Origin of the sequence: Enterobacter ludwigii (assembly GCF_001750725.1) — a bacterium.
Lineage (GTDB): Bacteria > Pseudomonadota > Gammaproteobacteria > Enterobacterales > Enterobacteriaceae > Enterobacter > Enterobacter ludwigii.
Genome location: NZ_CP017279.1, coordinates 1,479,401 through 1,491,108 on the forward strand (window position 1 = coordinate 1,479,401; position 11,708 = coordinate 1,491,108).

Here is an 11,708-nt window from a genome sequence, read left to right on the forward strand (position 1 = left end):
ATAACATGGAATACCATCATGCGTACTCACACTTTTTTTAAAGTTGCAGTGCTTTCTGGTCTGTTGGCGTTAGCGGGCTGTTCGTCTAAAGTCGCCGCCCCCGAACAATATTCAGGCTTTTTAAAAGATTATTCTGGATTGCAGCAAACAACGTCCGCAACGGGTAAACCGACGCTGCGTTGGGTCGACCCGTCGTATAACGAGGCAAATTACGACAGTATTTTATGGACGCCAATCACCTATTATCCAGCGCCAAAACCAACGACCCAAATTGGTCAAAAAACGCTTGATGAGCTTCTGGCTTATACCAACACCAAAATGAAAGCGGCAATCAGCCAGCGTAAACCTGTTGTTACGACACCAGGTAAACACAGCCTGATCTTCCGCGGTGCGATTACCGGTGTGAGTTCACAGAAAGAAGGTCTGCAGTTCTATGAAGTAGTGCCCGTCGCGTTAGTGGTAGCAGGTACGCAGATGGCAACGGGGCACCGCACCATGGATACCCATCTCTTCTTCGAAGGTGAGCTGATTGATTCGGCGACGAATAAGCCGGTCATGAAGGTCGTGCGTAAAGGCGAAGGTAAAGAGCTGGCGAACGAAAACACGCCAATGGGCTTCGCAACGTTAAAACAGGTTGTGGATGACATGGCGACGGATGCCACCATGTTTGATGTTAAGAAAACCGCGAAATAATCAAAACGGCCTGCAGCAATGCAGGCCTTTTTTTATGCCATACGCAAACGTCTGAACCAGGTTTCCGGTTTCGTAAACATCACCATATTCCCGCCCAGAATCAGCAGTAATCCAATGATGCCGTTGAGATGCCACACGTAACCTTCATAGACCGTGGAGATGGACAGCGCCACCAGCGGGAAGAGCAGCGTACTGTATGCCGCTTTGCCCGGGCCAATGCGTCCCACCAGCGTGAAGTAGGCACCAAAAGCGATGACCGAACCAAAAATGGCGAGATAAAGCAGCGCGCCAATGTAACTCACCGTCCATTCGGGGATAAAACTGTCACCCCGGAACAGGGCAATGCAGCCCATAATGACCGTACCGTAAAACATCGCCCAGGCGTTGGTGGTCATGGTCTCCAGCCCTTTTCGCTGGTGGCGCATGCTGATCATATTGCCCAGCGAGAACCCGTAGGTCCCCAGTGCTGAAAGACCAATCCCCGTCAGCAGGGAGGCACTCCAGCCACTCGCCAGCAGGTCGTCCCAGAAGAGGGTGACGATCCCGATAAGCCCCAGGGCCGCCGCCGTCCAGAAGCGTGCGGGTGGGCGTTGACCGAAGAAAATAAAGCTGTTGATGGCGTTATACAGTACGGCCATCGAGAAAATCACCGACTCCAGCCCGGTATTGATGTGCGCGGCGGCGGTATAAAAACACCAGAAGTTGAAGCAAAAAACGCAGCATCCCTGCAGCATGCAAAAGAGATGATCCCGCAAGGCCAGCTTACGAAGCCGACGCAGGGCAATTAAGACGATCATGATCGTGGCGCAGGCCACGGCAAAGCGCCAGAAAATTGACACCGGGGCTGCGACTGGCCCCTGTTGCAGGAAAATGGCAATCCAGGTTGTTCCCCATATCACCACCACCAGTCCATAGAGTAATGCGTTCATTGTTGCTCTCTTCTCACATACTGAAAAGTGCAGTCTGGCGCGAGTGGCATGACATTGCTTTCACCGATTTGCGGTGGACTTGCATATTCTTGCGCTTTTTTGTGGCTGCAGATCTGGCATCGTGGCGCAACACTTCATAGACTGAGAGTCTGATTACTCACCCGTTAATAGCTATGTCTCGCGCTTACGATACCTTTGAAACGCTACGCCAGCAGAACGCCGTGCTGCGGGAAACCGTTGCGCTGAATTCCGGTATTCAACTGGCAGCCTGGTACAACAAGCACGACACGATAACCGTAAAAAGTAATCACCATACCCTCAGCCTGTACGTGGCGGACGGTTATGAGAGCTATCAAAAAACGCCGGGCGGCTGGAAAAACGGCGGCGGCCCGGACCGTTTCTGTCTGATGCCAAAAGAGAGTGAATCGACGTGGGATATTCGCGATGACCTGACGTTTGTCCATCTCTACTGCACCGATGAGCATCTGCGTGATGTCGGGGAAAAAATCTGGGACAAGCGCCCGCTGTCCCTGACGCTGGATGAAAAGATCTTCGGCAGCGACCCGAAAATTACCGCGCTTTACCGTCAGTTTTTGCTCGGCTGCGACTGGCAGCAAAAAGCTAACCAGCTCACCCTGAGTACCGCGTCTACGCTGTTGATGACCCACCTGTTACAGAATTACTCCAGCGTGCAGTGGAAACTGCCGGTGGTGACCGGCGGGTTGTCGCCGTTTGTGCTGCGTAACGTGCTGGCGTTTATCGAAGAGAACCTTTCCCAGCCGCTAACGCTGGCGGAACTGGCCGAACAGGCCGCGCTGAGCGAGTATCATTTCGCCAGGATGTTCCGTCAGTCCATGGGGCTGGCACCGCATCAGTACGTGATGCAGCGTCGAATGGAGAAAGCCAAAGCGCTGGTGCAGCACACAACCACACCGCTCACGGATATCGCGCTGGCCTGCGGGTTTAACTCCGCCAGCCATTTCAGTAACCGCTTTCGCAGCATGATGGGCATAACGCCCTCGCAGCTACGCGCGGCGAAGGTGTGAAAAGACCGTATAACATACGCCGCCCAGCACCAGCCCCCAGAACGCAGAGCCAATACCCAGGATCGTGACGCCGCTGGCGGTCATCAGAAAGGTGACAATTGCCGCGTCGCGCTCCGTTTCGTTGTTCAGTGCCTGATACAAGCTCCCGCTGATGGTGCCCAGCAGCGCCAGGCCGGCGAGCATCTGGATCCAGCTCAGGGGAAGGGAGGCCATCAGCCCGGAAATGGATCCGCCAAAAATGCCCGCCAGCAGATAAAACCCGCCTGCGGCCATGGCGGCAAGCCAGCGTTTGCTGGCATCCGGGTGCGCATCCGGGCTCTGGCAAATCGCAGCGGTGATCGCGGCGATACAGATGGAAAAGACGCCGAGCGGGGATAACACCAGAGCCAGCCCTCCGGTGACGATCATCAGTGGTGATACGGCCAGAGGATAGCCGGAAGCCTGCATCGTGGCGAAGCCCGGCGCATTCTGGGACGCCATGGTGACCAGGAAGAAGGGCACGCCAATGCTTATCAGACTGGTTAACGTAAAGGTTGGCGCGATAAACGTGGGCATCACCACGGAAAGGGTTAACTCTTTTGTGACAACGTCACCTCCCGCCCAGGCCACCATACTGCCCACCAGCAACGTGGCGACAATGGCGTAGCGGGGGGCCAGCGCTTTGGCGAACAGCCATGCCGCCAGCATGCTGCCGCACAGTAAAAAATGCCCCTCAAGATTGCTGAACGCCTGCAGTCCAAACCTGAGCAGCACCCCGGCAAGCATAGCAGCGGCAAGGGAATGCGGGATAAGCTTCATCAGGCGAGCAAACAACCCGGTTACGCCGCACAGCAGAATGAGCGCGTTGGCAAAGATAAAAATCCCGATGGTCTCGGCAAGCGTTACCCCGTGCAGGCTGGTGGCTAACAGCGCCGCGCCGGGCGTAGACCAGGCGGTGAGTACCGGGGCTTTATACCACCAGGAAAGCGCCAGCGTGCTGACCCCCATACCTATCCCCAGGGCCGTCATCCAGCCGGCGATCTGCTGCGCGTTTGCGCCTGCGGCAGCAGCGGCTTGCCAGATAATGGCGGCGGAACTGGCATATCCCACCAGAACGGCGACAAAACCGGCGAGAACGGCAGGAAAGAGTGAGGATGAAGGGCGCATGAAGACTCCGTTGTGCGTTATAACGTCCGCCCTAAGGTAACACTGTGCGTTATAGCGTACAAGTGGTATGATCGGTCGCTTCAGGAGGGAACATGGACATCACACAACATCTTGCTTACACACTGAAAACCGAGCGTCAGGCGCGTGGCTGGAGCCTCGCCAGACTGGCGGAAGAGACCGGCGTTTCAAAGGCCATGCTCGGGCAAATCGAGCGCAATGAATCCAGCCCGACGGTATCCACGTTGTGGAAAATCGCCACGGGGCTGAACATCCCTTTTTCTGCCTTCATCACGCCGGCAGCTGACAGGCAGGCGGTATTCGACCCGGAGCAGCAGGCGATGGTGGTGAAACCGTTATTCCCGTGGGATGAGACGCTAAAATTCGACCACTTTTCGATAACCCTCGCTGCCGGTGCCCTGAGCGAATCCACGCCCCACGAGGCTGGCGTGATTGAACACGTGGTGGTGATCAGCGGCGAACTGGAGATGAACATCGATGGCGAGTGGCAGACCATTACTGCCGATTCGGGGGTGCGTTTTGCCGGGGATAAACCGCACGCCTATCGCAACAGCAGCGACCGGCCGGTACATTTTCACTCCCTGATCCATTATCCCCGCTGAAGCGACGCAAAACTGTTTCGCTGCCGCATACTTCTGACTACAATAGCCGCCATTTTGACCATAACGGATAACGACGAAGTATGCGCCTGCAATCCCATCATCTCGAACTCTTAAGCCCGGCCCGCGACGCCTCCATCGCCCGTGAAGCGATCCTTCATGGTGCTGATGCCGTCTACATTGGTGGGCCTGGCTTTGGTGCCCGTCATAACGCCAGCAACAGCCTGAGCGATATTGCTGAACTGGTGCCGTTCGCCCATCGCTTTGGGGCGAAAGTGTTCGTGACCCTGAACACCATTCTGCATGATGATGAGCTGGAGCCTGCGCAACGTTTAATTACCGATCTCTACCAGACCGGCGTCGATGCCCTGATTGTGCAGGATATGGGCGTGCTGGAGCTGGATATTCCCCCCATTGAACTGCACGCCAGTACCCAGTGCGATATCCGCACGGTAGAGAAGGCGAAGTTTCTTTCTGATGTGGGTTTTTCCCAGATCGTGCTGGCGCGTGAGCTGAACCTGAACCAGATCCGCGATATTCACCAGGCGACCGACGCAACCATTGAATTCTTTATCCACGGCGCGCTGTGCGTCGCCTATTCTGGTCAGTGCAATATTTCCCACGCCCAGACGGGGCGCAGCGCCAACCGCGGCGACTGCTCTCAGGCATGTCGTCTGCCGTATACCCTGAAAGACGATCAGGGCCGCGTTGTGGCGTTCGAAAAACACCTGCTCTCGATGAAAGATAACGATCAGACCGCCAACCTGGGTGCGCTGATTGACGCTGGCGTGCGCTCCTTCAAGATTGAAGGGCGTTATAAAGACATGAGCTACGTGAAGAACATCACCGCTCACTATCGTCAGATGCTGGATGCCATCATTGAAGATCGCGGTGACCTGGCGCGTGCGTCGGCCGGTCGTACCGAGCATTTCTTTATTCCGTCAACGGACAAAACTTTCCATCGCGGCAGCACTGACTACTTTGTGAATGCCCGTAAAGGGGATATCGGCGCGTTTGATTCACCGAAGTTTATCGGTTTACCGGTGGGTGAAGTGCTGAAAGTGGCAAAAGATCACCTCGACGTGGAAGTGACCGAGCCGCTGGCCAACGGCGATGGCCTGAACGTGATGATCAAGCGTGAAGTGGTGGGCTTCCGTGCGAATACGGTGGAAAAAACCGGTGAAAATCGCTATCGCGTATGGCCAAACGAGATGCCTGCGGATCTCTACAAAGCGCGCCCTAACGCGGCACTGAACCGTAACCTTGACCACAACTGGCAGCAGGCGCTACTGAAAACCTCGAGCGAACGTCGTATCGCGGTGGACATTGAACTGGGCGGCTGGGAAGAGCAGCTGATCCTGACCATGACCTGTGAAGACGGTATCAGCGTGACGCATACGCTTGATGGTCTGTTCGAGGTGGCAAACAACGCGGAAAAAGCCCTTAACAACCTGAAGGATGGCGTGGCGAAGCTGGGGCAGACCCTTTACTACGCGCGTCATATCGACGTTAACCTGCCGGATGCCCTGTTTGTTCCGAACAGCCAGCTGAATCAGTTCCGCCGCGAGACGGCAGAAATGCTGGATGCCGCCCGCCTGGCTAACTATCCACGCGGCAGCCGCAAGGCCGAAACCGTTCCTGCGCCGGTTTACCCTGACACGCACTTGTCCTTCCTGGCGAACGTCTATAACCACAAAGCGCGTGAATTCTATCACCGTCACGGCGTACAGCTGATTGACGCAGCCTATGAAGCGCATGAAGAGAAGGGCGACGTGCCGGTGATGATCACCAAGCACTGTCTCCGCTTCGCCTTCAACCTCTGCCCGAAACAGGCGAAAGGGAATATTAAAAGCTGGAAGGCCACACCGATGCAGCTGGTGAATGGCGACGAAGTGCTGACCCTGAAATTTGACTGCCGTCCGTGCGAAATGCATGTGATTGGCAAGATGAAAAATCATATTTTCAAAATGCCGTCGCCGGGTAGCGTTGTGGCCTCCGTGAGCCCGGACGATTTAATGAAAACCCTGCCGAAGCGTAAGGGTAATTAATTACCGAAAGTGCGTGTCAGGTTTGCGCGATTTCTGCCACAGGTGGTGTTCGCGCAAACCTTCCGCAGACTCTTCTGCAACGCTGCGTAATTCATCGCTATCCGCTTCATGGCGGAGCTGATGCTCCACATTCTTTACCCACACATATTCATGGCCTTTATGTCCTGCCATCAGCTGACCTGAAAATAACCCACACACCAGCAATATCAGCGTTAACCCTTTTCTCATCATTATTTCACCGTTGAATGCCATCGCGGGACTATCATGCCAATAATTTCGTCGGGAAATTATTCAAAAATTCAAATTAGCGCAAAGAGAGTGTCAAATTCTGTGCGGCGACAGCTGTGATGAGACTTTTCCTAAAATTAGCATCAAGTTTGTTAACCGCCAATTCTGGTACGTAATTAGCCACTAGCTTTAAGGATAAATCCTATATAATGGTTAAACTCTGGCTAAGGAATGGGTCTTGTTAAATGAAAAAAATGATAGCGCTTGCGCTGCTGGTGGTTGCTGTTGGGGCGGGTGCAGGTATTTACTCTATTAGTAATGACGAACCAGAATATATTCAGTCCGCGAAAGCGCGTGTTGGGTCATATTTAACCAGCGATTACGGACGCGTGGCCTGTAATAGCACCAAAATTGATGACCAGCGCTGGCAATTAGGCTGCACCAATCAGGCAAGAGGTAAAACATTCGAGTTCGCGGTTTATCCGTCTGAAAAAGCACCGTATGGTGTGTCGCGTTCGTTTTATCTGGAAGCCATCAATGATGATGCAAAACAGAGCGCGGAGCAGGGTCTGATGCGTTATTTGCAAATCAATACCAAAGCGGGTTAATCAGGCTGTTTACCTTTCATTGAGACTATGGATGTTAGTTTGTAAGAGATCCGCTGCCCGGCCATGGAGTGTCGGGACGTAGAGACCAAAATACAAATCTATCCATGCAAGCATTTACCGCCATATTATGGCGGTTTTTTTTGTCTGCAATCCGGCCACTAACGGCCAGGCCGCGAATAATGTTTGCGATACTGGGCCGGTGAAAGGGCGAACTGCTGCCGAAAATGGTGACGCAGGGTCGATGCCTGACCGAATCCGGTCTGCTCCGCGATGCTGTCGATACTTAAGCGACTGCTTTCCAGATAATCCTTTGCCCTCAGCAGGCGCTCATTGAGCAGCCAGCGCGCGGGCGTGGTGCCGGTCGCATCCTGAAAGCGGCGCAGAAAGGTGCGTTGACTCATGCCGACCCGACGCGCCAGTGAATCAACGCTGTGCGATACGGCAAGATGGGTGTGCAGAAAATCAAACAGCTGACCGAGACGCTGACTTTCGCGCAGTTGCGCCACCGGGCGGCTTAGCTGCTGCGGCTGTGAGCCATCCCGGTGCGGGGGAATGACCAGACGACGCGCTACGGTGTTGGCGATTTCCATCCCATAATCCCGCCGGACTACGTGCAGGCATAAATCGATGCCTGCCGCGCTGCCCGCCGAGGTGAGAATGTCGCCGTCGTCCTGATAAAGTACATCTTCAACCACCTCGATGGCCGGGTAACGGGCCTTAAGCGCCTCAATATAGCGCCAGTGCGTTGTGGCTTTACGCCCATCCAGCAGCCCGGCAGCGGCAAGAACAAACACGCCGGAACAGATCGACAAAAGCTGGCATCCCCGCGCATTGGCCTTACGTAATGCCGCGCAGAGCGCGGGTGGAACCGGTGAATCCAGTCCTCGCCAGCCGGGCACGACGATCAGGTCGGCCGTCTCAAGCAGGGTTAAATCGCCGTCGGTGATGAGGCGAATCCCGCCGGTCGCCCGAAGTTCACCGCTGTCTACGCCCGCGACGGCAAAACGATACCATTCGTCTCCCAGCTCCGGACGCGGCAGACCAAAGATTTCCACTGCCACGCCAAACTCAAAGGTACACAAACCGTCATACGCCAGCACAATGACCTGAGGGCGGGAAATCTGTCTTAAGTTTGTCATCTTTTTGCTGTTTTCTGGCATAAGCGAGCGCATTCACGGGCTGAATTTGTGGATAGAGTAGTGTTAACACAAACGCCAAAGATGAGGAAGGATCATGAGTTATGTTACTGAATTTCCGGCTGCTGAACCCCAGGAAGCCGTTACCCATTTTCTGCGCCGCCTGAGCGTCGAGACCGATTGCGCCGATGTGCATCATGCCATTACGAATCACGAGCAGGATTTCGTCCTGCTGCACGTCGTCGGGAGCCCGCAGCAGTTCACCCGCCGTCACGTTCCCGGTGCGGTACATATGCCGTGGCGTCAGATTACCGCCGAACGCATGGCCCAGTGGCCTGACGGCACGCTGTTTGTGGTCTATTGCGCCGGGCCTCACTGCAACGGTGCGGACAGAGCCGCGCTGAAGCTGGCGCGTCTGGGGCTGCCGGTGAAAATTATGCTCGGCGGGATCACCGGCTGGGAAGATGAAAAGTTTGAGTTTGCGAGCCAGGAATCGCTCTCCGCACTGTGAAGATGAATTTTTTTCAACACCCGTGAAATTTTCTCGTTTGCCGGCTGGCGGCAGGTATGACATCTTTTTTGGACATTTAGACATCCAGAAGTCTAAGGATTCAAGTAATGAATTATCACTGCAGGCAATTATTGTCGGCAGATAAAGGAGATTTCCATGCAACGACACCATGCCCCATACCGCGCCGATGTAGTCGGCAGCTTTTTACGTCCGGATGCCATCAAACAGGCTCGCCTGAAATTCGCCAGCGGCGAAATTGATGCCGGGCAGCTACGTGCGGTTGAGGATGAGGCGATCCGCCATGTTGTCGAGCAGCAGTGCGCCTGTGGGTTGCATGTGGTGACTGACGGTGAATTTCGTCGTGCCTGGTGGCACTTTGATTTCTTCGACGGTCTGCAGGGTGTTGAGCGTTACGATTCTCAGCAGGGTATTCAGTTCAACGGTGTTCAGACCAAAGCCCACGGCGTGCGCGTGACCGGCAAGCTGGGCTTTGGCGATCACCCGATGCTGGCGGATTTCCGCTACCTGAAAAGCATTAGCGGCAATGCTCAGCCGAAGATGACCATTCCCAGCCCGAGCGTGCTGCATTTCCGCGGTGGGCGCAAAGACATTGATGCAACGGTCTACCCGGATCTGAAGGACTATTTTGACGATCTGGCGACCACCTGGCGGGACGCGATCCGGGCGTTTTACGACGCGGGCTGCCGTTATCTGCAGCTGGATGACACCGTCTGGGCCTATCTCTGTTCGGACGATCAACGTCGTCAGATCCGCGAGCGTGGTGACGATGCCGACGAGCTGGCGCGTATATATGCCCGCGTTCTGAATAAGGCACTGGAGGGCAAGCCGGACGATCTCACCATCGGCCTGCATGTCTGTCGCGGCAACTTCCGTTCAACCTGGATTTCCGAAGGGGGCTATGAGCCGGTGGCTGAAGTGCTGTTCGGGACGGTCAACGTGGATGCCTTTTTCCTTGAGTACGACAATGACCGGAGCGGTGATTTTGCGCCACTGCGTTTTGTTCGCCCGGGCAAGCAGCAGGTGGTGCTCGGTCTTATCACCACTAAAAATGGCGAGCTGGAGAACCCGGAAGGGGTGAAGGCGCGTCTGGAGGAGGCGGCGAAATACGTGGCTAAAGAGCAGATTTGCCTGAGCCCGCAGTGCGGATTTGCCTCTACCGAAGAGGGCAACAGCCTGAGTGAAACCCAGCAGTGGGACAAAGTCCGCCTGGTGACGCAGATCGCCAGCGAAGTCTGGTAAACCCTCCGCCACAGCGCTGCATTATAAAAGTGCAGCGCTGTACCATTCTGAGTCGTTCTTTTTACATCCTTCGTTACCTCTCCTGTCATAGCGCTTTATCCATCCTGGCATCCTTTTTGCTCTCTCTAAGCTGACGTTTTTATTTTCTGCGTCCACGCCGTAACGGACGCCTTTGCACAGCTTTCTTTTTCAGGAGTGAAAATATGCACCGTCGTACCTTATTAAAAGCCTTCGCATTGTCCGCGTCTGTCGTAGCTATGGGGATGAGTTTTGGCGCTCAGGCGGCCGATACCATCAAGGTGGGGATCATGCATTCCCTTTCCGGCACGATGGCGATTTCCGAAACCCCGCTTAAAGATGTTGCGCTGATGACCATCGATGAGATCAACGCCAAAGGGGGCGTGCTGGGTAAGAAGCTGGAACCGGTAGTGGTTGACCCGGCCTCGAACTGGCCGCTGTTTGCCGAAAAAGCGCGCCAGCTGCTGAGCCAGGACAAAGTGGCGGTGGTGTTTGGTTGCTGGACGTCGGTGTCGCGTAAATCGGTGCTGCCGGTGTTTGAGGAGCTGAACGGACTGCTGTTCTACCCGGTGCAGTATGAGGGTGAAGAGATGTCACCTAACGTCTTCTATACCGGTGCCGCGCCAAACCAGCAGGCGATCCCGGCGGTGGAGTACCTGATGAGTGAAGACGGAGGCAGCGCGAAACGCTTCTTCCTGTTAGGCACCGACTACGTTTATCCCCGCACCACGAATAAAATCTTGCGTGCTTTCCTGCATTCGAAAGGGGTGGAAGACAAAGACATTGAAGAGGTATACACCCCGTTTGGTCACAGCGATTACCAGACAATCGTTTCCAGTATCAAAAAATTCTCTGCCGGAGGTAAAACCGCGGTGGTTTCCACCATCAACGGCGACTCCAACGTTCCATTCTATAAAGAGCTGGCTAACCAGGGCCTGAAAGCTACCGATGTTCCGGTTGTGGCCTTCTCCGTGGGAGAAGAGGAGCTGCGCGGGATCGACACCAAACCGCTGGTGGGCAACCTGGCGGCGTGGAACTACTTTGAGTCCGTTGATAACCCGACCAACCAGGCGTTTGTGGCGGATTACAAAGCGTATGCCAGGGCACACAAATTGCCGAATGCCGACACCGTGGTCACCAACGACCCGATGGAAGCCACCTACGTCGGGATCCACATGTGGGCGCAGGCGGTTGAAAAAGCAGGTACCACCGACGTCGATAAAGTTCGGGCGGCAATGGCCGGTCAGTCCTTCAAGGCACCTTCAGGCTTTACGCTCACCATGGATGCCACCAACCACCATCTGCATAAGCCGGTCATGATTGGCGAAATTGAAGGTAACGGCCAGTTTAATGTGGTCTGGCAGACGGAACAGCCGGTGCGCGCCCAGCCGTGGAGTCCCTTCATTGCCGGTAATGACAAAAAGCCCGATCAGCCGATGAAAACCGCCAGCAACTAAGTTATCACCGC

Annotated in this window: 12 protein-coding genes; 8 read left to right on the top strand and 4 right to left on the bottom strand. The window is 55.1% G+C overall.

The window, feature by feature from the left end:
• Positions 1-18: 18 nt before the first annotated feature.
• Positions 19-693 carry a DUF3313 domain-containing protein gene (locus BH714_RS07000; protein ID WP_020884175.1) on the top strand — a complete coding sequence of 225 codons (675 nt, stop codon included), beginning with the start codon at positions 19-21 and terminating at the stop codon, positions 691-693.
• 32 nt (positions 694-725) lie between these two features.
• Here BH714_RS07000 and BH714_RS07005 read toward each other — a convergent pair whose 3' ends face one another.
• Entirely contained in the window at positions 726-1,622 is an 897-nt protein-coding gene (locus tag BH714_RS07005; protein WP_040017451.1) for a DMT family transporter, read from the bottom strand.
• A gap of 173 nt (positions 1,623-1,795) precedes the next feature.
• Between BH714_RS07005 and BH714_RS07010 the strand changes: the two genes are divergently transcribed.
• Positions 1,796-2,668, top strand: coding sequence for a helix-turn-helix domain-containing protein (locus BH714_RS07010; protein ID WP_040017453.1), 873 nt, complete (start codon positions 1,796-1,798; stop codon positions 2,666-2,668).
• Here the strand turns inward: BH714_RS07010 and BH714_RS07015 are convergent.
• Positions 2,648-3,814 (bottom strand): benzoate/H(+) symporter BenE family transporter, encoded by a 1,167-nt coding sequence (locus BH714_RS07015; RefSeq protein WP_020884173.1) that lies wholly within the window; start codon positions 3,812-3,814, stop codon positions 2,648-2,650. The genes BH714_RS07010 and BH714_RS07015 overlap by 21 nt on opposite strands.
• 92 nt (positions 3,815-3,906) lie before the next feature.
• Between BH714_RS07015 and BH714_RS07020 the strand changes: the two genes are divergently transcribed.
• Together BH714_RS07020 and BH714_RS07025 are read left to right on the top strand one after the other, a co-directional pair.
• Positions 3,907-4,434: a helix-turn-helix domain-containing protein gene (locus tag BH714_RS07020; RefSeq protein WP_014170026.1), complete on the top strand. Its 528-nt coding sequence runs from the start codon at positions 3,907-3,909 to the stop codon at positions 4,432-4,434.
• 80 nt (positions 4,435-4,514) lie between these two features.
• A complete protein-coding gene (locus BH714_RS07025) occupies positions 4,515-6,479 on the top strand; it encodes a peptidase U32 family protein (RefSeq protein WP_040017455.1) in 1,965 nt (654 codons plus the stop codon).
• Here the strand turns inward: BH714_RS07025 and BH714_RS07030 are convergent, their stop codons facing one another.
• Positions 6,480-6,710, bottom strand: a complete 231-nt coding sequence (locus BH714_RS07030; protein WP_025204219.1) for a DUF2554 family protein — start codon at positions 6,708-6,710, stop codon at positions 6,480-6,482.
• 242 nt (positions 6,711-6,952) lie between these two features.
• On the opposite strand from BH714_RS07030, the gene BH714_RS07035 reads away from it, so the two are divergent.
• Positions 6,953-7,315 (top strand): hypothetical protein, encoded by a 363-nt coding sequence (locus BH714_RS07035; protein WP_020884170.1) that lies wholly within the window; start codon positions 6,953-6,955, stop codon positions 7,313-7,315.
• Between the two features lie 158 nt (positions 7,316-7,473).
• On the opposite strand, the gene ftrA is transcribed toward BH714_RS07035, so the two are convergent.
• Complete coding sequence (gene ftrA / locus BH714_RS07040) at positions 7,474-8,475, bottom strand: transcriptional regulator FtrA (protein WP_040017456.1); 1,002 nt, start codon at positions 8,473-8,475, stop codon at positions 7,474-7,476.
• Between the two features lie 73 nt (positions 8,476-8,548).
• On the opposite strand from ftrA, the gene BH714_RS07045 reads away from it, so the two are divergent.
• From BH714_RS07045 to urtA, 3 genes are all read left to right on the top strand, one after another.
• Positions 8,549-8,962, top strand: coding sequence for a rhodanese-like domain-containing protein (locus BH714_RS07045; protein ID WP_040017458.1), 414 nt, complete (start codon positions 8,549-8,551; stop codon positions 8,960-8,962).
• A gap of 156 nt (positions 8,963-9,118) precedes the next feature.
• Positions 9,119-10,222 carry a cobalamin-independent methionine synthase II family protein gene (locus BH714_RS07050; RefSeq protein WP_040017460.1) on the top strand — a complete coding sequence of 368 codons (1,104 nt, stop codon included), beginning with the start codon at positions 9,119-9,121 and terminating at the stop codon, positions 10,220-10,222.
• A gap of 203 nt (positions 10,223-10,425) precedes the next feature.
• Positions 10,426-11,697 carry an urea ABC transporter substrate-binding protein gene (gene urtA / locus BH714_RS07055; RefSeq protein WP_020884166.1) on the top strand — a complete coding sequence of 424 codons (1,272 nt, stop codon included), beginning with the start codon at positions 10,426-10,428 and terminating at the stop codon, positions 11,695-11,697.
• Positions 11,698-11,708 lie beyond the last annotated feature (11 nt).